Genomic DNA, 23,427 nt, shown 5'->3' with positions numbered 1-23,427 from the left:
ACCTGCTCAGCGGAGGAAACCTTGGACAAGAATATGAAGATTCTCATTGTTGACGACTTTTCAACAATGAGGCGCATCATCAAGAATTTGCTGCGGGATCTTGGGTTTAATAACACTCAAGAAGCCGATGACGGTTCAACAGCGTTGCCAATGCTGCAAAAGGGCGATTTTGACTTTGTGGTCACCGACTGGAACATGCCGGGCATGCAAGGTATCGATCTGCTCAAAGCGGTTCGCGCTGATGAAAACCTCAAGCATATCCCTGTGTTGATGGTGACTGCTGAAGCCAAGCGAGAGCAGATTATTGCAGCGGCGCAGGCCGGGGTTAACGGATATGTCGTTAAGCCTTTCACTGCCGCAACCCTGAAAGAGAAGTTAGATAAAATCTTTGAACGTCTCGGTTGATTGGGGTGATGCTATGAACGCTGGAACGTCCAAACTGATTACGCTTGAACAAGCGCATGAGCTTGTTGCTTTACTGCAAGATGGTCAGCAAGAACAAGCGGATGAAATGGTGCGTGAGTTAGCACAACCCATTCAAAAAGAACTGTTCGATGAAGTGGGCAAACTCACTCGGCAATTACACAATGCGTTAGTTGACTTTCAAGTGGACAATCGTCTGGTTGAATTGGCGAATAACGATATCCCTGACGCGAAAGAGCGCCTTACCTACGTCATAGACATGACTGAACAAGCAGCCAATAAAACTATGGATGCTGTTGAAGAATGTCTACCTCTTTCTGATGCACTTACCAGCAACCTTGCTGCCGTGAAGCCTAATTGGGAACGTTTGATGCGTCGTGACATCTCCCTCAATGAATTTAAAGGCCTGTGTCACGATGTGCAGCATTTCTTAGGGCAGTGTGATGCGGATGCGAATAGACTGCGTCAGCTACTCAATGAAATTCTAATGGCGCAAGACTTCCAAGACCTCACAGGGCAGATGATTCGACGTGTAATCGATCTGGTCAAAGAGGTCGAAACCAGTCTTGTGTCGTTACTTACGGTATTCGGTGCGCAAGCCGATGAACAATATGAATCATCCGTTAAAGCGAGTATTGAGGCTGAGGGCCCAATCATTAACGCTGATACTCGCCAAGACGTTGTGACTGGACAGGATGAAGTCGATGACCTGTTATCCAGCTTAGGATTCTGATTAGGAGTCAATTTAATGGCCTTTGATGTTGATGAAGAGATTCTTCAGGACTTTTTGATTGAAGCTGGTGAAATTCTTGAATTGCTTCAAGAACAGCTGGTGGCTTTGGAAAATAATCCTGAAGATACCGATTTGCTCAATGCCATCTTTCGAGGCTTCCATACTGTCAAAGGTGGAGCAGGTTTCTTAGGGTTAGCCCCTATGGTGGATGTTTGCCACGAAGCAGAAAACACCTTTGACTTGCTAAGAACGCATAAACGAGCCGTCAGCGCAGAGTTGATGGATATCATTCTGCAAGCGCTAGACGCCATCAATGTCATGTTCTCGCAGACGCAATCTGGTCAAGAACAAGAACCTGCGGATGAATCCTTACTGGCTAAACTGAAACTTTTAAGCTCTGGTGCACCTCTGCCTTCGGAAATGGGCGGTGCGGTGGAAGATGTTGCGGTAGAAGAGACCGTTGAAGCTGACAGTGCCGACGATTTGTTTGATGAAATGCTTGATGTCGTGGCTGCTGAAGTAGAAGAGCAAGTATCGGCGACGGCCGTGTCTGCCAGCTCTGATAGTATTGACGACATTGATGAAGCAGAATTTGAAGCGTTACTGGACGCATTGCATGGGCAAGGCAAAGGGCCTTCTGCGCCAGCTGCCCCGGTCGCTGAAACTAAACCAGCAGTGGCTGCTAACAGTACTGACGATATTACCGATGATGAATTCGAATCTTTGTTAGATGAACTACACGGTAAAGGTAAGTTTTCCGGCAATGCGGAAGCTAAAACGGCGGAAGTAGCGCCATCACCGACCGTTGATGCTGATGAAATCACCGAGGATGAGTTTGAAAAGCTCCTTGATGAATTGCACGGTAAAGGTTCTGCACCAGGTACAAATCCTAACGAAGCTAATAATTCTGCCTCTAGCGCAGCGGCAAAAGCATCACCGGCACCTGCTAAAGCGGCAGCCGCAAAACCAGCGGCGCCAAAAGTCGAGGCTGCTAAGGTCGTACCTAAAACAGCCCCAGCGGAGCATGATGCGCCAGTGCCTGCCAAAGCCGCAGCTAAAGCGCCCGCAACCACCGGTAACAGTGTACCGCAAGGTGAAACTACTGTAAGGGTAGATACTGCGCGTTTAGACCAAATTATGAATATGGTCGGTGAATTGGTACTCGTGCGCAATCGCTTAGTCAGCCTAGGGATCACGCGCGAAGATGAGGAGATGTCTAAGGCACTGTCGAACCTTGACTTGGTGACCTCGGATTTGCAGGGCGCGGTGATGAAAACCCGCATGCAGCCTATCAAAAAGGTATTTGGTCGCTTCCCTCGTGTGGTCAGAGATCTTGCCCGCAGCCTGAATAAAGATATTGATTTAAGAATGATCGGTGAAGAAACCGATCTTGATAAGAACTTAGTCGAGGCGCTCGCCGATCCGCTCGTTCACTTAGTGCGTAACTCCGTCGACCACGGTATTGAAATGCCTGATGTGCGTGAACAGTCAGGTAAAGCGCGCACAGGCGTAATCACCTTATCTGCCAGCCAAGAAGGCGACCATATCCTGTTAAAGATTGAGGATGATGGTGCCGGGATGGATCCGGATAAGCTCAAGCAAATTGCGATTAAGCGCGGTGTGCTGGATGAAGACACGGCTGCCAGAATGTCGGATTCTGAAGCCTATAATCTGATTTTTGCGCCTGGATTTTCTACCAAAACCGAGATCTCAGATATCTCAGGCCGCGGTGTGGGTATGGACGTGGTGAAAACCCGCATTACTCAGCTTAACGGTACGGTGCACATCGACTCCATGAAAGGTCAGGGCACGCGCTTAGAGATCAAAGTGCCGCTGACGCTTGCGATTATGCCGACGCTGATGGTCGAAGTCGCCAAGCAGGTGTTCGCGCTGCCGCTGTCGAGTGTGAATGAAATTTTCCATTTGAATCTGACCAAAACCAATATCGTTGATGGCCAGTTGACCGTAATTGTTCGCGAAAAAGCAATTCCATTATTTTATTTGGAGCATTGGCTTAGTCGCAGTGCAACGCATTTCCGTCATGGCGATAAGAAGTTTGGCCATGTGGTGATTGTACAGCTTGGAACTAAGCATGTAGGTTTCGTGGTGGATGCATTGATTGGACAAGAGGAAGTGGTGATTAAACCTCTAGGCGCATTGCTGCATGGTACTCCTGGAATGGCAGGCGCGACCATCACTTCTGATGGCGGCATAGCGTTGATTCTGGATGTCCCAGGGCTACTAAAGCATTACGCCAGAGCAAAAGCTTAAGCCATGGATAGGGATTTTAATGGGTATTAAAGTATTAGTTGTCGACGACTCCAGTTTTTTTCGTCGTCGTGTAAGTGAAATTGTTAGTCAGGATCCTGATCTTGAAGTAGTGGGCATGGCTGCAAATGGTGCTGAAGCTGTGAAAATGGTGGCTGAGTTACAACCACAGGTCATCACCATGGACATTGAGATGCCTGTGATGGATGGAATTACTGCGGTTAAGCGCATTATGGAAAGCCATCCTACTCCTATCTTAATGTTCTCTTCTTTAACCCACGAAGGGGCAAAGGCAACGCTAGATGCATTGGATGCTGGAGCTCTCGATTTTCTTCCTAAGCGTTTTGAAGATATTGCGACCAATAAAGATGAGGCGATAGCGCTATTACAGCAGCGAGTTAAAGCGTTAGGGCGACGTCGGGTATATCGTCCAGTTAGGCCGTTGTCGTCGAGAACGCCAACAAGTGCCTCGACATCGGTGCAACCACGTCTGCAACGCAGCCAGACGTTGTCATCAAGCAGAGAAGAGCCTCGCGCTGAGAGCCACCGCTCTGTGCCTGCGGCGCCAATTAAAGCGAGTGGTAAACGTTATCGTACCTTACTGATTGGCACCTCAACCGGTGGCCCGGTGGCATTGCAAAAGATTTTGACACAGTTTCCAGCGAATTATCCGCATCCGATTCTGTTAATCCAGCATATGCCTGCGGCATTTACGCCAGCATTTGCAGCGCGTTTAAATGGCTTATGTCAGATAGAAGTTAAAGAAGCGAGTAATGGCGACATGATGCGGCCGGGCTGCGCTTATTTGGCGCCTGGTGGCATGCAGATGATGATTGAGCGCAGTGGTACGACTGGCCGATTAAAAGTCCTCGCTGGTACACCGGATATGAATTACAAACCCTCAGTGGATATTACGTTTGCGTCTGCGTCTAAGATTTTTGGTGGTGATGTACTCGCAGTTGTATTGACGGGGATGGGCGCGGATGGGCGTGAAGGTGCGCGGATGTTGAAATCTGCTGGCGCTACCATCTGGGCCCAAGATGAAGCTTCTTCCGTGGTTTATGGAATGCCACAAGCAGTAACCGCGGCTGGTATCTCAACTCAGTCTATTGCACTGGATAGCATGGCTGAGTCGATCATTCGAGAGTCGGGACGTGGCTGATACATCAGCAAACACTGCTTATAGATTGACGATTTTTTTATTGGTGGTCGCCTCAATGGCGCTTGCCACTGCTGCGTGGCGTTTTTATAGCCAAAATCAGCAACTGCAGCAGCAGGTCGATAAGCTGCAAGATTCTCAAGTGATGTTGATGGTGCCTAAAGAACAGGCGGAGTTGATTGCTAATTGGATGCAACTGCATCCTGAACAGGTTGCGTCGCTACTACAAGCCGTAAAACCGGTTTCTAAAGGGCAAATGACGCAACAACAGGCGTTAGATAGCGATAATCCGGACACTCGTAACAATACAACGCGTGAGCCAATCACAAATCAGTTATCCGAGGCTGAGACCGCAGATAATGAAGCACAAGTTCTAACGGGTGACGCGTTGTCGACGATAGGAAATATTGCACAAGGCGTTAACGTCGTTTCGCTTGAACATGGCGGTATAATAATTACAACGCGAAATATCGATAATCAATAATCGATTGATATTGCTAGACTAACAGCACAAGGGGCCTAGTAGTGAACGTCTGGACCATAGCCAATCAGAAAGGTGGAGTAGGAAAAACCACTACTGTTGCCAGCCTCGCAGGTGTGTTAGCTGCGCGCGGTCAACGTGTATTAATGATTGATACCGATCCGCATGCATCGCTTGGCTATTATCTAGGTATCGACTCTGAAGAGATCCCAGGCTCCTTATACGACGTTTTTTTATCCCATCAACACCTGTCTCGCGAACTCATCAAACAACATATTGTGCCAACGTCTGTTGAAGGTATTGATCTTCTGCCTGCAACAATGGCGTTAGCGACGCTTGATCGCTCTCTAGGACATCAAGAGGGAATGGGATTAGTGCTCAGAAATCTAGTCAAATTGATGACGCAAGATTATGATGTCGCGCTTATCGATTGCCCACCAGTCTTAGGGGTATTGATGGTAAATGCGCTAGCGGCAAGTGATCATATTGTGGTGCCGGTACAAACTGAATTTCTGGCCATTAAAGGGCTAGATCGCATGATAAAAACCATGGAGCTTATGGGCCGTTCAAAAAAAGTGCGTTATAGCTTCTCTATCATCCCGACTATGTATGATCGCCGTACCAAGGCCTCGCCGGCAGCGTTGCAGCATTTAAGTGAGGTCTATGGGGATAAACTATGGCCGGATGTTATTCCTGTCGATACCAAATTTAGGGATGCCAGCTTGGCTCATTTACCAGCATCACATTATTCGCCTCAATCCCGCGGGGTTAAGGCGTATGAACGCTTATTAGAATATTTGCAAAACGGAGACTTCACGCATGTCAAAATCGGTTGATGAGACTGTTTTTGATTACTTTAGCTTGCTGTTGTCTGAGCCTGAAGAGGTTCAGGCTCAACAAGCAGCAGTACAACGCCAAGTCAACGTTGCGGAAGAGATAGATACAGCAGCTATTGCTAAGCGTCATGCTAAACCGGTCAAGCAAGAAGTTGTATCAGCTATACCGCAACCTGAAGTGGTGGCTGAGAAGCAACAAGCAGTAGAAAGAGCCTTGGCTCTTGATAATAAACCTGCTTCTAGCAACTTAGATAAGCAAGCGTTGGAAAAGTTACTCTCCTCTGTGGTGCCTGAGGTGAAAACTGCCAGCATTACAACGGAAAATACCAAGGTTGAAACATCAGCTGATCCACAAGTAGATGCTGTGCCTATCACAAAAGTCGCTGAAAAAATTGCTGAAAAACCGGCGACTGCAATAATTGAAGAGCGTCAGTCCGAGACTGAAGAAGAGACAGCACCAGCAACGCAAGCTTCTGTGGCGCCACCAATAGAGCCGACTGCACTTGATGAGCAGCTGGATGATGAATTTCAGGTACTGTTTTTTAAGGTCGCAGGCTTAACGTTAGCTGTTCCGCTAATCAGTTTGGGTGGCATCGTGCAAGTTGAGCACGTCAATCATATTATCGGACGCCCTAAGTGGTTTTTAGGTGTCCAGCAATATCGTGATTCGCAACTTAACCTTGTAAACACTGCCGCGTGGGTTATGCCAGAAAAATATGATGAGAAACTGGCGCAATCTGTAAATTATCAATATCTTGTAGTATTGGAAAATAGTAATTGGGGGCTCGCCTGCGAATCCCTCATTAATGCAGTAAAAATTGATAAGTCTCAGGTCAATTGGCGTGGTAAAGCGGGTAAGCGCCCATGGCTGGCCGGAGTGGTAAAAGAACAGATGTGTGGCATTTTGCATGTTCAATCGCTAATAGACATGCTCAATGCCGGTTTGGGTTGTCAGGATCCAATAAACTGAGGTAATTATGACTGAATCAAGAAACGTAGCTGCCGTTGCGGCAAAAGATGACGCCGTGCTCCAGTGGGTAACGTTTAAATTGGATAACGAGACCTACGGTATCAACGTGATGCAGGTGCAAGAAGTGCTGCGTCATACTGAGATTGCGCCAGTTCCCGGCGCCCCGCATTATGTACTCGGGATTATTAATCTTCGCGGTAACGTTGTTACGGTAATCGATACTCGTTCACGTTTCGGTTTACCGTCAGCAGAAGTCGATGATTCTACCCGTATTGTGATTATTGAAGCGGAAAAGCAAGTTATTGGTATTTTGGTTGATAGCGTTGCTGAAGTCGTGTACCTACGTCGTTCTGAAATTGATAATGCACCAAACGTTGGCACTGAAGAAAGTGCTAAGTTCATTCAAGGTGTGAGCAATCGTGGTGATGAGCTATTGATCCTCGTTGACTTGGACAAGCTCTTGTCTGATGAAGAGTGGGCTGAGCTATCCCAAATATAATGTGATTGGATGCCAAAGGAGTTGCCGCCAATGATAGGCGATGAGCTGTTAATTGCCTTAGTTGCAGTATTTATTGCCGTTGTGGTGGCACTTGTTTTTTTCCAACGCAAGCTCCGTCGTCAGCTTAGCGCTAAAGTCGATGCATTGACCTTATTGGTTAAAGAGGCCGATAAGCAGCGCGATTCGTTGCGGCAAGAGGTACACGAGTTACGCAACGGTACTATTGGTGTCGGGCGACGAGTGCTAGAACTTGAAAAGCAGTTATCGTCGCAAGATGCGCGACTCGATGAGGCGATTCAGCAAGAGCCGCAAGCACGCATGTATAGCCGTGCAATTAAAATGGTGCAGCTAGGTGCTGGCGTCGATGAGTTAATGCGAGAATGTGAGTTACCGAAGGCCGAGGCAGAATTGTTGCTTCGATTACATAGCAAGTAGCGCGCTTAGGCTTTCATGACGATTTTTTGATGCAAATTGTGCCACTGCTCAGGAAATTTGCCATCAAGCATATAAACAAAGGCGATTAGCTCAGCGATCAGCAAATACAGCTCTTTAGGGATTTCTTCACCGACTTCAAGCATCTGTAAAAAGTTACTTAAATGCTCATCCTCATGTATAAAAACCCCCGCTTCTTTTGCTAACGCAATAATTTCTTCAGCTAATAACGCTTTGCCCTGAGCTGTAATCTGTGGTGCAGACTTACCATCATAGAATAATGCGGTGGCCTGTTTTGCTCGTTTAGAATCCGATTCGTCTGTCATCGTTAAACCTTCACTTTTACTAACACATGATCGCCGGGCAACACGCTCGCTGGCACATTGCCCATGCGCATTTGAATGTTATCTACGTTAAATCCAACCTGAGATAACTTATCATTTAAAAGTGATTCAAAGGTGGTAATACGTTGTAATAACGACTCACTGCTGCTTGTAAGTTCCAATCTAAGTGATTTACCTTGTACAAATGCGTTGACTAGCATTGCACCGTTCGTCAGCGCAAATTTGAGTTGTAAGCGCCAACCTCTGGCCGCTTGCTCGCCAGTATTAGCTTCATCGTACTCAAATTTTCCCTCAAATTGCTCGGTATGATTATCCAGCTGATAAGGTAGAGCAAAATAAAAACCTTGACCGGCAAGCTCTTGGGAAGATTGTTGAAATAGGCGAATGGAGCTAACGAGATGGCTGATACTCTCAAGTCCTCTGCTGCGTTCCAATGCTTCAAGTAACTTTCCGCTTAAACCACTACTGGCCTGTAGCGATTCTAAATATTGTTTCAACCGTTGTGTAATTGGCGCCGAAGCCGTTGGGTTATTCATGCGGGCGCCCAATAGCAGTTGAAACATAAAGGCAATAGAGTCGCTTTGAGAAGGCGGTAAAGTGGTAAAGACACGCGATGCTTGAAAGTTAAGTGATGCAAGCAGCTCTTGTTGTAGCTTTTCTGGCTCAACTAATTCGGTCAATAAACGAGGTGTTAGTTCTGGTAACGCCTTCATCAGCGCTGCCGCTAGGTTGTGCTTGGGCAACGCTACTGCATCGGTTTGTGGTGTCAATCCCATTCTGTAGAGGGCTTTTGTCAGCACGTTATTACTGCCAAACTCAGCTTTCTTTAGCTGAGATGTTAATTCGGAGCTGGCAACATTTTGCTCGGCTGCCGTCTGTCCGGCTTTAGCTGGCGTTAAAATCTCAGTCGGCGCGGCCTTTATGCTAGCCTTTGTTGGCTTATTGGCTGAAATTTGCGGGACTAAACCGTTGTCAGGTTTAATTTGCGCGTCATTACCTTTTTTTGAGACGTTACTGTTAGCAGCAGCTAGGTTATCCTGCAGCTGCGTTGGATTAGGAGTGTTTTTAGGTGCCTGCATCTGACCTTTGTCGGCAGTGGTTGTAGGTGAAGGCGCTGCCGCTTTGATCTCTGCGATGGCGTCAGGCGTCAGTTTTGACGTCGTGCTGGCTGATGGTTCTACGTTGGCGGTGTTCGTCCATGACTGGCGTTCTAAACGATGCATCCAACTGGATGCAACCTGCGCTAAATCGTTTTTTGCCACCACAATTTGCGGCATCGCATCAGCATCTGGTATTGCAGTCGGTGTTTGGGACGTTGGCATAGGCGCAGGTGCTGCTGGCGTAAGCTGAACGAATATCTCACTTTTAATTGGTTGTAATTGCAGCGATAGTATATTGTTTGTTAAAGATATTTTTGCAGTGTAATTGCCATCATTTAACTGCACATTCGCTGGTAGATTAATCGTGTTACTTGCTGGGAAACTGAGTTTATTGCCTGAAATTGTGGCGACGGGTAGCGGATAACCTTGCTCACGTTTTGCGAGCGTTTGTAGTTGTGATAACTCACTATCAGTGAGTTTAGCCGCTGTGAGTAACTCTTTTGGAAGGGATAAAACAATCTTTTCGCCGAGCTGCAGCATTGTCCCTTGTAATATGTGATTTGAAGTCGATGAAATCTTCAATACGTTATCTGAACTGGCCAGTTGTAACCTTGTTAACTCATCGAAAGTCGCGCTGTTGGCAAGGGTGAAGCGCTGACCTTGAATAACGACGTCAATAGAATCATCAGTATATGAGACCAATACCGGAAGCAGCGCTGCATTTTTTATGGTCGCATCGCTACTGATGTTAGCTGTCATTGACAGAGGTATTGTCTCGTTGATTGACTTCATTGTTTCAAATTACCGTTTTAAAAGACCTTTTTGGACCTATTTATTAAAATATAGATTTGACCTTGCCAGCATGCGCAGTATCCTATTAAAGGTGAGCTTAAATAGGGAAATAAAGTTCAACAACCGCTAGGAATACTATCGTCATTATCGACAACATCCTTTAGCTAACTCCAGCATTTTATTTGTAGTAACTTCAATTAAAGAGTGTGATATGAAATTCAATCGGCTATGGCTGATCGCCGCATTATTATCCTGTAATGCTTCAGTGTTTGCTGAAGAGCAGCAGAATGCAGACGAGCAAACGCCTGTCTCGATCACCTATAACGATCCGCGTGACCCATGGGAAGGATTCAACCGGGCAATGTGGAATTTCAACTACAACTATTTGGATAAATACGTCGCACGCCCGGTAGCGCATGGTTATCGTGATTATGTGCCGATGCCAGTTAAATCAGGTTTAGATAACTTTCTGCAAAACCTTGAAGAACCGAGCTCACTAGTGAATAACACCTTGCAAGGTAAATGGCATTGGGCAGCAAACGCCGGTGGTCGTTTTGTCGTGAATACCACTGTGGGGCTATTAGGCCTTATTGATGTCGCAGACATGATGGGAATGCCGCGAAAGCAGGATGAATTTAACGAAGTTTTAGGCTACTACGGCGTGCCCAATGGCCCCTATTTTATGGCGCCGTTTATGGGGCCTTATGTGACGCGTGAAATAACGACGGATTGGGTTGATAGTCTATACTTCCCATTACAAGATCTTAATATGTGGCAAACGATTTTACGCTGGGGACTCAAGGGGCTAAGTGCAAGAGCCGCAGCGATAGATCAAGAACGTTTAGTAGATAATGCACTCGACCCATACAGCTTTGTGAAGGATGCGTATATCCAATATGTGGATTACAAAGTGTATGACGGTAAAATACCATCAAAAAAGGACGATGATGATGAGTTGCTTGACCAGTACATGCAGGAGCTGGAGTAGTTACACAATCGTCGTGCTAGAAGCCTAAGTTTAAGGCGCTATAGTTCTCGTTGTGTGTCACGTCAGCAATGTAGGGAATTGTATGGCGCTTGATGCAATAAAAGTATTATTAGTCGAGGACGATCCTGTCTTTCGTAATATCGTGGCTTCTTTTCTCCGGAGCCGCGGTGCTTCAGTCACAGAGGCTGGCGATGGCGAGATTGCACTGGCACAGTTCTTTTCCGAATCGTTTGATATTCTGTTATCCGACTTAACCATGCCCAATATGACGGGGCTTGAGCTACTGCATGAGCTGGCGCAAGCTGGTGCCTACATTCCCGCTATTGTGATGTCTGGTAATCAGCATATGTCAATTGTGTCAGATGCGCTGCGCTTGGGGGCGTCTGATTACTTGGTAAAACCCATTTCAGATCTCTATCAGATAGAGCACGCCATTAACGAGAGTTTGCGTCATGTTACTCGTGAAGACGGTAACCTAGCTCAAGACTTAGATGAATTATCTTATCAAGAGTTGAATGAGCATCTTGCGCTGTTAGAAAGAAATGCTAACGCAGCCAGAAGTGTTCAACAGCAGTTATTTTCAGCCTCTACGGTAAATTACCAGCAAGCGAACTTTGAATTTAGCTTGTTTACAGGTAATGACGTCTCACCGTACTTTATTGATTCTGAAAGAGTAGGTTGCCAGCATCTCGTCATGTACATGGCTCATTTCTATCCAGAAGATAACAAAGCGGCCTTTGCTAGCGTCTTGCTACGTAACTTTGTTCATCAAAGTGTGCAACAGCTACAAAAGCAAGGCGTCGAATTAGAACCCTGTAAAATGCTTGGGTTTATCAATCAACGTCTTGTTCACTCCGGTATGGGCTTCTATACCGATATGATTTTGGTTGTATATGAATTCTCCTCTCGCACCACTAGAATCGCTCAGGCGGGTAGCGGGTTGAGGTGCTTTTTGCGCCAAGACGAAGATTTTACGCCGCTAATGTTACCCGCGACCATTCAATTGGGACTACTTGAATGGGACGATTGCCAAGGGCATGTCAGGATTCTCGAAAAAGGTGAAAAAATCTGCGTCTTATCGCAAAACCGTACACACAAGGATTTTATTTCAAGAAACTTGTTTTCTGGAGTGGAATATCGCCCTGAACTGCCTGCTGGTGGATATTTTCAATTATCCCCAGAAAATTAAGTTAACGTTGTTAAAAAATCGCCAATCGTTAAATTTGATGGACAAAAAAAAACCATCTTTACTAAAAACAACGACGTAAAGAACTGTAAGTAAATTTCCGACCAACTTTGTCTTTCACTCACTGTTGCAACTTTGCTATGATGCCGGGCACTAGATAGGACATCTACCCCGAAAACATTGAAGTGAGCGTTATATGAAAGGTTGGTATCTACTGTATTGTAAGCCTAAAAGCGAGCAACGAGCTCAGCTTAACCTTGGGCTACAAGGACTAGAAACCTATCTGCCTATGATTAAGGTGGAGAAGAAGGAAAAAGGCCTTTCTACAGTCAAAAAATCCCCGCTTTTCCCCAATTATTTGTTCGTCAATTTTGATCCGACAGAATTTAGCGTGAGCAAAATCCATTCTACTAGAGGCGTTTCTCGGTTGGTTGACTGCTCTGAAAGAATGATTCCTTTAGCAGATATCTTTATCACTCGTCTCAAGCTACAAGAGCTTGAAGCTCCTCTCGTATCTGCACGACAAATCAAGTCGGGCGAACAAGTCAAGTTTACTTCAGGTCCTTTCTGCGAACTATCGGGCATTTTTCATGAAAAATGTGGCGACAGGCGATGTAAGGTGCTGTTTAAGTTTCTGGGCAAGCAGCAAGAGGTTGAGGTTGATGAGTCTGAATTGGAGTTAGTTACTATTTGAGTTGCGGTAGCTACAGCTCCATAGATAATAGAGCGTTATTTAGATAATCATTTGGCTGAGGCTTGTTTCTTCTGAATCAAAGACGTTCAGTATAGATTAGATGGTTATCTAATTAACTACTTGTTAGATATGAAAAAATGGTTGATAAAGGCATTTTGGGAGCCTAAATCCAAGGGCGGTAGCGTGCCTAAATAGCATTAACTACATCAATTTCAATGATGAGTGAAATCGCTATCCTCGTCGTGCTTGAACTGATTCAAAGCTGCGGAGGCAGTTCATTTCGGTTGTCAATCGAGGCTAAAGGTTAAGTATAGTGACTTTTTTTGCGCGTGGACAAAATATTAGTTAGCTCAGGCGGTTAAGTTGTCTTCATATTTATGCGCGCCCTCGCTTTTAAAAAACGCCTGAATTTAGTCGCGTTAGAAAATTAGTTCTAAAAGAAAGGTTGGTTCTGACGGAAATTTGAACGTTTCTGAATGAGATGATCAAAGTTACCTTAGCAATGGAGATTTTTGAGTGTCAGGTCTAATGAAAAAAATAATAATTATGCTGGTCGCATGTATATCGCTAAATGCGGCATATGTGTCTGCAGCATCTATATCACCACAGATGATACAGCAATTTAAAAATCTACCCCGATCTGAACAAGAAAGAATTGCTCGTCAGTATGGCATAGATCCAAGTCAGCTCTCTGCTCAATCAACAGTGTCATCAAGCCAAACCGTGGGTAGCCCGGAAGTTGTGACACCGCGAGACGCAAAACCATCCGCTAAAGATGACGCTAACCAAGAAAAAGCACCTTTAGAAGAAAAAATACAGCTGCAGCGCTTTGGCTATGAGATGTTCGCAGGGGCGCCAACCACCTTTGCGCCAACGTCAGATACGCCGATACCAACCGATTACATGGTTGGTCCCGGTGATACTATTAATGTGCAGTTATTTGGTAAAGAAAGTGCTCAATACAATCTTACCATTACCCGAAATGGCACATTGCAGTTCCCAGAGCTGGGGCCTATCAATGCTGTTGGCTTAACGTTTTCACAGTTAAGAGATGTTATTAGTGAAAAAGTAAAGCAGCAGATGATAGGTGTGCAAGCCAATATTACCATGGGTGATTTGCGCTCAATCAGAGTGTTTATTGCGGGCGATGCATATAAGCCTGGTTCTTATACCATTTCAAGTTTATCGACTATCACTCAAGCGCTCTTTGTCTCTGGCGGCGTAAGCGATATTGGTTCTTTGCGTAATATCCAGCTAAAACGTGCTGGAAAAGTAGTCGCTACGTTTGACCTCTATGATTTGCTCTTGAAAGGGGATTCATCTCACGATGTGCCATTGCGGTCTGGTGATGTAATTTTTATTCCAGCAGTCGGTCCATCGATAAGTGTTGATGGTGATGTTCAACGACCCGCTATCTATGAGTTAAAGCCGAAAGAAACGCTTGCGCAAGTGTTGCAGATGGCGGCAGGCGTTACCGCTGGAGCATATCCAAAATCTAGCACCGTGGAGCGTTATAATAATAATGGACTTAAATCAGTAATCTCAGTGGACTTAACGTCTACTGCTGGCCTGCAATTTGTCGCTCAAGATGGTGATTATTTGAGGGTTAAAAGCGCTTCCTCAGACTACGACAACGCCGTCACTATTATCGGTGCAGTTGTGCGTCCAGGGGCTTATCAATGGCAGCAAGGGCAGAAAATAGCGTCATTACTGCCTTCTATCGGCAGCGATTTACTCACTGGTGCCGATCTTAACTACGGCTTGGTGATACGCGAAACAAATAAATATGGTGATATCGAAGTTCTGCAGTTTTCACCCGCGCAAGCAATCAGTGCCGTCGAAAGTCAGGATAACTTAACGCTTGCTCCTAAAGATAAAATTGTCATTTTCAATGCAGCAGACAATCTGCGTAATCGCTATGAACTGAACAAGCTAGTAAATCAACGCATCAAAGAAATAAAAGTATTTAGTGGTACAACTAACAACGACAAAGCACTGACTGGTGGTGATTTATTTAAGTCAGGATTTGAACTAGCAAGCGGTGTAAGTAAACGTACTGATGTCGCAGGTGTGGTCGTAGAAGAACAACAGACAGATACTGCTGCTAGCGATGCAAAAATCGTTGCTTCGGAAGTTGAAAAAATGCTGATGCATATTTTCGACGACAAGGATTTGATTAAAGTCAGTGCAGAGCTAAACCGCAATGAATTGTTATACCCAATTCTGGCTAAATTAAAACGTCAAACGCGTGCTGGCAACGACATTCAAATCGCAGCTGTTAATGGTCAGGTGCGCTTTAGTGGCCCGTATCCCGTTGCTATCAATGCAACCGTGGCAGACTTAATCACCGCCGCAGGGGGGCTAAGCGAAGGGGCTTACACTAAGCGTGCGGAACTCTCTCGAGTTGTTACTACAGCTGAGGATTCTTCACTTACACATCAGTACGTGAATCTCGAAGACGAAATTTCAGACAAAACTCATGGTAAGAAAATTCAGTCTCGTGACGTAATCACGGTGATGAGAATTCCAGAGTGGCAAGAAAGTCAATCCGTTGAAATCCGTGGAGAAGTCAAATTTCCAGGTGTTTATAGTATCCGCCGCGGTGAAACGCTAGAAGACGTATTGCAGCGGGCTGGAGGATTTACCGACAACGCTTACCTGTCTTCAGCTGTGTTTGTAAGAGATTCTTTGAAAAAACAGGAAGAAATCGAAATTCGCAAGTTTGCTAACCAGTTGCGACGGGAAATAGCAACCAAGGGGCTATCAAGTGAAAATAGCTCAATAAACTATGCCGACGCTCAACAAATGCTGAATGATTTGGAAAGTATTCCAGCAGTCGGCCGTCTAGTCATCGACCTTCCAGCAATTTCTTTGGGAGTTAAGCAGGCTGATCTGCAACTAGAGAACAAAGACATACTCTATGTTCCTTCCAAGAAGGAAACGGTTTCGATTGTCGGTGAAGTGCAACATCCGTCTAGCCACCGATACAAAGATGATTTGACCATTAATCAGTACATTAAATTAGCTGGTGGGATGAGAAAGCGCGCTGATGATGAACGAGTTTATGTGATTAAGGCGGACGGTTCGGTAATGCTGCCTGATCAATCTTCTTGGTTTAGTGAAGATGAAAAGCTCTCTGCTGGCGATACAATTGTGGTGCCATTGGACACAGAATATAAAGACAACCTAACGTTGTGGTCACAGGTCACCGGCATAATATATAACTCAGCCGTTGCGCTGGCTGCTCTTGGTAATCTGTAGCTAATAAAGCAGGTTGGTAATAATACTGACCTGCTTTAATTACTTACATTATTTAATAATCAACACATATTATAAGCGCTTTTTATATGCCTAATACAATTTCAGAAAAAGACGCAGATTTCATCCATCAAACGTCAGTTAATTCAGACGAAATTGATTTAAGAGAGTTATTTTCAGTCTTATGGGCTGGAAAAGTAGTAATAATCGCAATTACATTTTTATTTGCGGTTGGTGCTGTAGGGTTGGCGCTTTGGATGCCAAACATCTACAAATCTGAGGCAACGCTTGCTCCGGCAGAAGAATCTCAAGGAGGCGGGCTCTCTGCTCTAGCTGGCCAGTTTGGTGGATTGGCGAGTCTAGCCGGTGTCAATTTAGGAAAAGGTAACACTGACAAAACTGGACTAGCGATAGAAGTACTGAAATCTCGCAAATTTACTTCTGATTTTATAGCCAATCACAGAATTCTACCTGTGTTAATGGCTGTCAAAAAGTGGGATAGTTCTTCTAACAAGATTTCATTTGACTCCGATATCTATAATTCAGAAGAAAATACTTGGGTTCGTGAAGTTAAACCACCGAAAGCGCCAGAACCATCCATGCAAGAAGCTTACAAGGAGTTCTCGAAAATATTGTCAGTTTCTGAAGATAAAGACTCAGGATTGGTCACAATAGCAGTAGAACATAAATCTCCTTATGTCGCCAAGCAATGGGTTGAATGGTTAATTAATGATATTAATCAGGTTATGAAGGAACGAGACGTCGAAGAAGCTAAACGCAGCACTGTATATTTAGAAAAGCAGATCGAGCAAACTAATGTTGCTGATATTAGGTCTGTACTCTACAAACTTGTCGAAGAACAAGCTAAAACGATAATGTTTGCTGAAGTTCGCAATGAATATATTTTTAAAACTATCGACCCTGCAGTTGTTCCAGAGGAAAAATTTAAACCTAAACGCGCCTTAATTTGTGTTTTAGGTACATTCCTAGGCGGGATGCTAGCAGTGTTTATTGTATTAGTTCGATATTTTTTAAGGAAATAAAAATATACTTGAAAAACTAGGCCTATTGGGGAGGGGCTTCCTTGGTAGGCTAAATCAAGTAATTACAGTGAGTTAGCGATTTTTGAGTGTCTCAAAATGGAAAAAATCTGTCTCAGGCTGGTTTGGCGTGCAGAGACGAAAAAGCATTTTTAAGCAAAGAACTAATAATTGTGGATCTAGAGCAACAGCACAAACAAGTTCGCTCTAAGTACATTTGAAAGATTAACGAATATTGGCCTCTATATGAATATACGAGTTAATAAAACGGTTGATACTCAGGAGTTTCAACGGATTAAGACGGTAGGAAATCGTTTTAAAACTAAGCCGCAAAAACTAAATCAGAAGGTTATTTATGTTTATTGCCCTGAGGATAGAGAATTAGAAATAGGTGAAATTGTTGATGACTATTCGTTTGATATGGTCGTTAATGATTACAGCATCAGCGATCTCAGTTGTAAAGTAATTTGCCATTTCGAAAGCGCTCGGTTAAACAAAGCGCAACGGCAGTTTTTAGTAAAAGCAACAGAGTTAGGTGCTTGGGTAGAGCCCTTAGTTAGCTATTTAGACGGACGACTCGGTTATACCGAAGTACGCTTACTCCATAGTGGTTATTTTTTGCATCAAAAAGCATTTTCAATTTTGTCAACTAGACGTACACAATTAGCTAAACGAATTGTTGATCTATTTGTAGCATTTCTACTCAGTACTCTTGCTATTCCAATAGGATTATTAACAGCCCTAGCTATTAAACTCGAAAGTCCTGGTCCTGTTTTTTATAAACAGCGACGTACAGGCCAATATAATGATGAATTTGAAGTGATAAAATTTCGTTCAATGCGAAATGATGCGGAAAAATCGGGTGCACAGTGGGCAAGCCAAAATGATGCTCGTGTAACAAAAGTAGGTAATTTTATACGTAAGACCCGAATTGATGAGTTGCCACAAATTATTAACATCTTAAAGGGTGAAATGTCTATCGTCGGGCCAAGACCGGAAAGAGAAGTATTTATTGAAAAACTTGAAAATGAGATCCCTTATTATAGATTTAGGCATGCTGTAAAACCGGGGGTGACGGGGTTGGCTCAAGTTAGTTATCCATATGGGGCTTCAATAGAAGACGCAATTTGGAAACATAAATACGATATTTACTATATTAAACATCATAGCACTTTTCTTGATATAAAGATTCTCTTGAAAACGATAAAAGTTGTTTTATTTGGTATGGGTCGATGAAAAAAATAGTCCATTTAATAACAAAGTCTGAAGTTGGTGGCGCTCAAAAATGGATTTTTAATTTAATAAATGCATTTCCTGAGCATAAACATATAGTCATTACTTCTTCGCCCGGTTGGTTGACAAATCATACATCTTTTGAGTGTAAATTTGTACCTGGAATAAGTAACTTCGTTTCGATTAGTGCATATATAGAACTTTATAAGTTAGTTAAGGATATTGATCCCGATTGTGTCATTATAAGTTCGGCAAATGCAGGTATTTATGGACGTGTAGTCTGTCGACTCTTATCAGTGAGTTGTTACTATGTATCTCATGGATGGTCATGTCTTTATCAAAAAAGTGCTTTTAGATTTTTCTTTATATTTCTTGAAAAAATATTTTCATCATTGACAAAAAAAATTATTTGTGTTTCTAGAGTTGATTACGATAAAGCAATAAAAGAAATTGGAATAAATGAAAATAAAGTTGTCTATCTGCCTACTGGTGTTCCATCGACTGAGATCAAGAGAGATACAAGAATAAGAAACGACTCTGGCATTCTTAATGGGGTTTTTGTCGCGCGCTTGAGCTTTCCAAAGAGAATTGATTTATTAGATGAAATAGAAAAATTTAATGATTTAAATATAGAAATAGATGTTTATGGAGATGGTCCTTTAGGAAAAAAGTATCATTCGGGTGATAAAGTAAAATATAAAGGTGAAGTTTATAATTTTTCTGATTACCATAAATATGATTTTTTTATTTTACTCTCTGATAGTGAAGGCCTTCCAATGTCAGGGCTTGAAGCTGCAGTTGTTGGGTTGCCACTAATACTTAGCAATGTCGGCGGTTGTCCTGAATTATTGATAAAAAATAATGGAGTACTTGTACAAAATAATAGTGTAGACGAACTGTACAAAGCTTTAAAAGAATTTACTAGCAACAGTGAAATATATATAGAAAATGCGTTGATTTGTAAAGATGCTTTTTTGATTGATACAGTAATTCAAGATTATAGGCATGTTTTCGAATTATGAAAGATGATATTGCAAAGTTATGTATATTGCTTAATGTTTATAGTTCGTTGATATATACTTTTCCTTTAAATAACTTGTTATCATTTTTTCCTTCAGTTTCGTTTAGTTTTATTGCAAACATCGCGTTATTAGCGTTTATAATTTGTGGTGGGCTTACATCTAAGAGAATTAGTATAGTTGAGTGGATTGTTTTAATATCTATCCTCTCCACAATGTTGATTACTGTCTTGATAAACATCAAAGAGATAAATATTCCTGTTGAGATAAATGTATTCAGGGGAGTGTTAGTCATATTTTTTTGTTTTGTCTTGGTCTCAAAATATAATCTTTTCAGTTTTTTAAAGCGGCATTTTGTTTTGGTTTCCTTATTTGGAGGGATATTAGTAGTACTACAAATAATAAGTATTATTACTTATCATTCCCTTTTTTTTGGGATAGAGTATGGAACTTATTTATCTGCCGCGAAAGGTTATAGCTTTAGCTTTAGAGTTAGTCCATTAAATGGAGACCCTAATTATTTTGCATATACTTTACTTCCAGGTTTATTGATAACTCTTAATCGGATTTTTTCAAGTAGTGTTAATAAAATAGATCTTTTTGTTTTTAGTTTTATATTGTTTGCTTTGATAGCAACTATTTCTAGAGGTGCTTTATTGGCCTTTTTCTTCTCAGCTATCTATTCTCTTTGTTATCTAGTATTTTTCAATAAGAAACATAGAACGAGAAGTTTTATTATGATTATTGTTATAGCTATCTTTGCAGTAATTTCATTTTCATTTATTCAAAGTGAGAGGGAAGGTAATGCTAATTCATCAACCAATGAAAGATTGCAAATAATTGATACCCAATTGGCTAAAGTTAACGATTCACCTATTTTTGGTGATTCCTTTTCAGGTTCAAAAGTGTCCGTAAATGGCCGTATACTTGGTGCTCATAATTTGTATTTGGAAATTTTTAGAAGTTATGGGGTTGTTTTTTTTGCAGGTTTTATATTTTTGATTTTTCATTTATTTATTTCTTCTTGTGGATTGAATAGAACTATTCTAATCGGGTATCTCATCGCGAATCTTTTTTTAGGATTGTTAATCTATCAGCCTTTTTGGATGTTTACAGTATTATGTTTGTGCTTAAAATATGAAAAAAATAATACTTAGTGTTTGGCTATTAAAGATTTTAAATATTTCAATTTCTTTTTTGCTACCAGCTTTATTAGTACGTTGTTATTCTCCTGAAAATTTTGGTTATTTTTCATTTTTAATATCAATTTCTATTTATGCCACTATTTTTCAAAGTGGAATATCTGCGTCCTTTAGAGACGAGTTATCTGGTTCAGGGACGTATAAATCATGTAAGGTATTTCAAGATGGTTTTGTGAGGTTGTTATATTTAGTCACTACTGTATCATTATTATTGCTATCATCTTATTTAATTTACCAAGCGGAAATTATAATTTATTTGTCTGTTTGTTTGTTTTCAGTCATTCCGCCGTTGATTTGTATTTATTTTGATTTCAAAAATTGTAGTATTAAATATAGATTGTTTGAGTTTATTTCTATTTTATTGGTATTAGTCATAATTTCGTTTATGGCTTTTAATAAAACCTCGATTTTAATTATTTCTTGTCTATGGTCCTTAAATAAAATATTTGTTGTGTTATGGTTTTCTCCATTTAAAATTCCAAATGTTTTTCTTTACATAAAAAAATATCTCAATTTTTCATTTTATAGAAAATCTTTCACGATAAGCAGTGTAGATGTACAATATTTTTTTAGTCAATTAGGACAAGTCCTTTTTATGCTATCTTTGAATTATTCAATTTTTAATGTTGGTGGTTCAGAGTTTTTTGGTGAATACACACTTTATCAGAAATTTATTTTTTTTCCGTTGCAATTGTTTTCGGCTGTAGCACCTATACTTTGGATGAAACATTTATCACACAAATCTAACGCACTTGTTTCATCATCGGATATCAGTCGAACATTATCTAAATTATATGGTCTATTTCTTATTGGGGTTATTATCTGGTGCTTTATTATGTATCTGATATCTCCAACTATTGTTAAATATTATTCAGGAAAAGAGGTAGACTTTGGCTATTTGCCTCAAGTTATTTTTGTGTTTTTAATTATACAAATTAGAGATTTGTTGAGCGTCAAGTTAAATGCTTATGCAAAATACTCTGTTCAAATTTCAACATCTATCGCTTCTGCAGTAATTACGTTTCTCTTCGCTTTATCAAGTATAAGTTTATCTAATATTCTTTCACTCTTCATCGTTGTTAACGTTATATTTATTTTTTGTTATATAAATACTTTTATAAAGGTTGGTAAAATTTAATGAATACAGCTATCCTGTATGTATGCACAGGTAATTATATCGATTTTTGGGAGCAGTTTTATACTTCCTGTGAAGAATCATTTCTTCCTAACCACAGTAAGTCATATTTTATATTTACTGACAATAATGATGATGATATATATAATGTTGAAAAAACAAATGTTAATACATATAAAATTGATAACCTATCATGGCCTTTAAATACACTTCTAAGATTTGAATACTTTTATAAAATCAAGGAGGTTTTGAAGGATTTTGATTATATATTTTTTTTCAATGCGAATGCATCCTTTAAGAGAAAAATTTATATTGAAGATATTTTTCCAAACGATGAAAATTTAGTTGGTGTTCAACACCCAGGTTACTATGGGTATAGGTATTTATTTCTCCCCTATGAAAGAAGAATAAAAAAGTCAACGGCATACATAAAAAACATTAAAAAGGGATCTGTGTATTTACAAGGTTGTTTAAGTGGTGGAAAGGCAAATAACTATCTAGAATTAATATACCGTTGTAGAGAAAATATCAATTTGGACTTGTCAAGAAATATTATAGCAAGGGCTCACGACGAATCTCATTTGAACAAGTATCTAAATAGCTTAAGTTACAAAGATACTTCCATATTGTCCGGGGCTTTCTCCTATCCTGAAGATTTTGAAAAGAAAGATGATATCTATATTCTTATGAGGTCTAAGAATAGTTTTAGTTGGTATAAAGATATTAAGAAAGTTAATTGTTCGAGTGATATATATCTTATAAGAGTGATGAAAAAAATAATTAAAAGGTTAATTATTAAAAAATGAAAAGTAGAGTCATATTAAATGGTGGTCTTGGCAATCAACTTTTTCAGCTTACTCATGCATTATATTTACATGAAAGAACTCGTTCTGATATAATAGTTGATACATCTATCGTGGATTCGTCTTTTTTTCAATCAAAGATATTAAAGCAAACTATAGTTGATTTTGAATTGGATAAATTAAAAACTATTGATGGAGTTGTTTTTAAGAGTTCTATTTTTACTTTATTTCTAATTGTATTTCATAAGTTATTAAAAAAAATTTCGTTTAGTAAAGTTTGTATTTTTAGTACCGATTTCGGCAAAGGAATTTTGCCATTTTATTTTGGTTATTTCCAAAATATGAATACAGCCCGGTCATATTCAAAAATGATATCTTTTCGTTCCGAATTTATTGATAACAAAAATTATTTATTAATGAACGAAATAAAAAATAATTTAGGCTTATGTTTACACGTTAGAAGGGGAGATTACCTCAGCGCTAATTCTTATTACGCGGTTTGCTCTTCTTCATATTACAAAAGGGTTTTGGAACGTTCGACGCTCAATAAAGTATATGTGTTTTCCAATGATATTGTTTGGTGTAAAGAATCAGGGATTTTTCCTCAAGACACTGTCTTTGTTGATCATAATAACGGAGATAAATCTTACCTTGATTTATTATTAATATCATGTGGTGAAAATATTTGTGTTGCGAATAGTACCTTCAGTATATGGGCTGCTTTATTGTCATCTGCTACAGATGTTTTTTACCCCGTTAGATATTATACGGATGATGAAAGGAATTTGTCACTTTCAGATTGGACTTCTGTTGAAAATTGATTAGGTTTTAT

Annotated in this window: 22 protein-coding genes; 20 read left to right on the top strand and 2 right to left on the bottom strand. The window is 41.2% G+C overall.

Annotated features, from left to right (window positions below; genetic code table 11):
* The first annotated feature begins 21 nt into the window (after positions 1 to 21).
* Genes cheY through HR45_RS13490 form a run of 9 tightly spaced genes read left to right on the top strand, consistent with a single transcriptional unit; the run spans position 22 to position 7,804 of the window.
* Positions 22 to 405: a chemotaxis response regulator CheY gene (gene cheY / locus HR45_RS13530; protein ID WP_037443843.1), complete on the top strand. Its 384-nt coding sequence runs from the start codon at positions 22 to 24 to the stop codon at positions 403 to 405.
* Positions 406 to 418: 13 nt separating this feature from the next.
* Complete coding sequence (locus tag HR45_RS13525) at positions 419 to 1,156, top strand: protein phosphatase CheZ (protein ID WP_037443842.1); 738 nt, start codon at positions 419 to 421, stop codon at positions 1,154 to 1,156.
* Positions 1,157 to 1,171: 15 nt separating this feature from the next.
* Positions 1,172 to 3,427: a chemotaxis protein CheA gene (locus tag HR45_RS13520; protein WP_037443840.1), complete on the top strand. Its 2,256-nt coding sequence runs from the start codon at positions 1,172 to 1,174 to the stop codon at positions 3,425 to 3,427.
* A gap of 19 nt (positions 3,428 to 3,446) precedes the next feature.
* On the top strand, positions 3,447 to 4,586 hold the full coding sequence (locus HR45_RS13515; RefSeq protein ID WP_037443839.1) for a protein-glutamate methylesterase/protein-glutamine glutaminase: 1,140 nt from the start codon (positions 3,447 to 3,449) through the stop codon (positions 4,584 to 4,586).
* On the top strand, positions 4,579 to 5,067 hold the full coding sequence (locus HR45_RS13510) for a hypothetical protein (protein ID WP_037443837.1): 489 nt from the start codon (positions 4,579 to 4,581) through the stop codon (positions 5,065 to 5,067). The genes HR45_RS13515 and HR45_RS13510 overlap by 8 nt, the downstream gene beginning before the upstream one ends.
* Before the next feature lie 41 nt (positions 5,068 to 5,108).
* Positions 5,109 to 5,900 (top strand): ParA family protein, encoded by a 792-nt coding sequence (locus HR45_RS13505; RefSeq protein WP_037443835.1) that lies wholly within the window; start codon positions 5,109 to 5,111, stop codon positions 5,898 to 5,900.
* Positions 5,884 to 6,870 carry a chemotaxis protein CheW gene (locus HR45_RS13500; RefSeq protein ID WP_037443833.1) on the top strand — a complete coding sequence of 329 codons (987 nt, stop codon included), beginning with the start codon at positions 5,884 to 5,886 and terminating at the stop codon, positions 6,868 to 6,870. The genes HR45_RS13505 and HR45_RS13500 overlap by 17 nt, the downstream gene beginning before the upstream one ends.
* Before the next feature lie 7 nt (positions 6,871 to 6,877).
* Positions 6,878 to 7,369: a chemotaxis protein CheW gene (locus HR45_RS13495; protein ID WP_037443831.1), complete on the top strand. Its 492-nt coding sequence runs from the start codon at positions 6,878 to 6,880 to the stop codon at positions 7,367 to 7,369.
* Positions 7,370 to 7,399: 30 nt separating this feature from the next.
* On the top strand, positions 7,400 to 7,804 hold the full coding sequence (locus tag HR45_RS13490) for a DUF2802 domain-containing protein (protein WP_037443828.1): 405 nt from the start codon (positions 7,400 to 7,402) through the stop codon (positions 7,802 to 7,804).
* A gap of 5 nt (positions 7,805 to 7,809) precedes the next feature.
* Here HR45_RS13490 and HR45_RS13485 read toward each other — a convergent pair whose 3' ends face one another.
* Together HR45_RS13485 and HR45_RS13480 are read right to left on the bottom strand one after the other, a co-directional pair.
* On the bottom strand, positions 7,810 to 8,127 hold the full coding sequence (locus HR45_RS13485; protein ID WP_037443826.1) for an EscU/YscU/HrcU family type III secretion system export apparatus switch protein: 318 nt from the start codon (positions 8,125 to 8,127) through the stop codon (positions 7,810 to 7,812).
* 2 nt (positions 8,128 to 8,129) lie between these two features.
* Entirely contained in the window at positions 8,130 to 10,037 is a 1,908-nt protein-coding gene (locus tag HR45_RS13480) for a hypothetical protein (RefSeq protein WP_156104077.1), read from the bottom strand.
* A gap of 211 nt (positions 10,038 to 10,248) precedes the next feature.
* Here HR45_RS13480 and HR45_RS13475 point away from each other — a divergent pair, with 211 nt between their 5' ends.
* The 11 genes from HR45_RS13475 (at position 10,249) to HR45_RS13425 (ending at position 23,416) form a co-directional block, all read left to right on the top strand.
* Positions 10,249 to 11,025 (top strand): MlaA family lipoprotein, encoded by a 777-nt coding sequence (locus HR45_RS13475; protein ID WP_037443823.1) that lies wholly within the window; start codon positions 10,249 to 10,251, stop codon positions 11,023 to 11,025.
* An 82-nt stretch (positions 11,026 to 11,107) separates the two neighbouring features.
* Positions 11,108 to 12,214: a response regulator gene (locus HR45_RS13470; RefSeq protein ID WP_037443821.1), complete on the top strand. Its 1,107-nt coding sequence runs from the start codon at positions 11,108 to 11,110 to the stop codon at positions 12,212 to 12,214.
* Between the two features lie 193 nt (positions 12,215 to 12,407).
* Positions 12,408 to 12,905: a transcription/translation regulatory transformer protein RfaH gene (rfaH, locus tag HR45_RS13465; RefSeq protein ID WP_037443819.1), complete on the top strand. Its 498-nt coding sequence runs from the start codon at positions 12,408 to 12,410 to the stop codon at positions 12,903 to 12,905.
* Positions 12,906 to 13,433: 528 nt separating this feature from the next.
* The gene (locus tag HR45_RS13460) at positions 13,434 to 16,166 is read left to right on the top strand and encodes an SLBB domain-containing protein (RefSeq protein ID WP_037443818.1); all 2,733 of its coding nucleotides are present in this window, start codon (positions 13,434 to 13,436) and stop codon (positions 16,164 to 16,166) included.
* Between the two features lie 86 nt (positions 16,167 to 16,252).
* Complete coding sequence (locus HR45_RS13455) at positions 16,253 to 17,206, top strand: Wzz/FepE/Etk N-terminal domain-containing protein (protein ID WP_037443816.1); 954 nt, start codon at positions 16,253 to 16,255, stop codon at positions 17,204 to 17,206.
* Between the two features lie 243 nt (positions 17,207 to 17,449).
* Positions 17,450 to 18,439 (top strand): exopolysaccharide biosynthesis polyprenyl glycosylphosphotransferase, encoded by a 990-nt coding sequence (locus HR45_RS13450; protein ID WP_052074737.1) that lies wholly within the window; start codon positions 17,450 to 17,452, stop codon positions 18,437 to 18,439.
* On the top strand, positions 18,436 to 19,458 hold the full coding sequence (locus HR45_RS13445; protein WP_037443812.1) for a glycosyltransferase: 1,023 nt from the start codon (positions 18,436 to 18,438) through the stop codon (positions 19,456 to 19,458). Before HR45_RS13450 ends, HR45_RS13445 begins: the two co-directional genes overlap by 4 nt.
* Positions 19,455 to 20,612: an O-antigen ligase family protein gene (locus tag HR45_RS13440; RefSeq protein ID WP_037443810.1), complete on the top strand. Its 1,158-nt coding sequence runs from the start codon at positions 19,455 to 19,457 to the stop codon at positions 20,610 to 20,612. Before HR45_RS13445 ends, HR45_RS13440 begins: the two co-directional genes overlap by 4 nt.
* On the top strand, positions 20,593 to 21,795 hold the full coding sequence (locus tag HR45_RS19450) for a hypothetical protein (RefSeq protein ID WP_156104075.1): 1,203 nt from the start codon (positions 20,593 to 20,595) through the stop codon (positions 21,793 to 21,795). The genes HR45_RS13440 and HR45_RS19450 overlap by 20 nt, the downstream gene beginning before the upstream one ends.
* Positions 21,795 to 22,598, top strand: a complete 804-nt coding sequence (locus HR45_RS13430) for a family 6 glucosyltransferase (RefSeq protein WP_052074736.1) — start codon at positions 21,795 to 21,797, stop codon at positions 22,596 to 22,598. The genes HR45_RS19450 and HR45_RS13430 overlap by 1 nt, the downstream gene beginning before the upstream one ends.
* On the top strand, positions 22,595 to 23,416 hold the full coding sequence (locus HR45_RS13425; RefSeq protein ID WP_037443805.1) for an alpha-1,2-fucosyltransferase: 822 nt from the start codon (positions 22,595 to 22,597) through the stop codon (positions 23,414 to 23,416). Before HR45_RS13430 ends, HR45_RS13425 begins: the two co-directional genes overlap by 4 nt.
* Positions 23,417 to 23,427: the final 11 nt, after the last annotated feature.

It is taken from the genome of Shewanella mangrovi, assembly GCF_000753795.1.
Lineage (GTDB): Bacteria > Pseudomonadota > Gammaproteobacteria > Enterobacterales > Shewanellaceae > Shewanella > Shewanella mangrovi.
The sequence above is the reverse complement of the archived record's forward strand: the minus strand, read 5'-3'. Positions and strand labels throughout refer to the sequence as shown.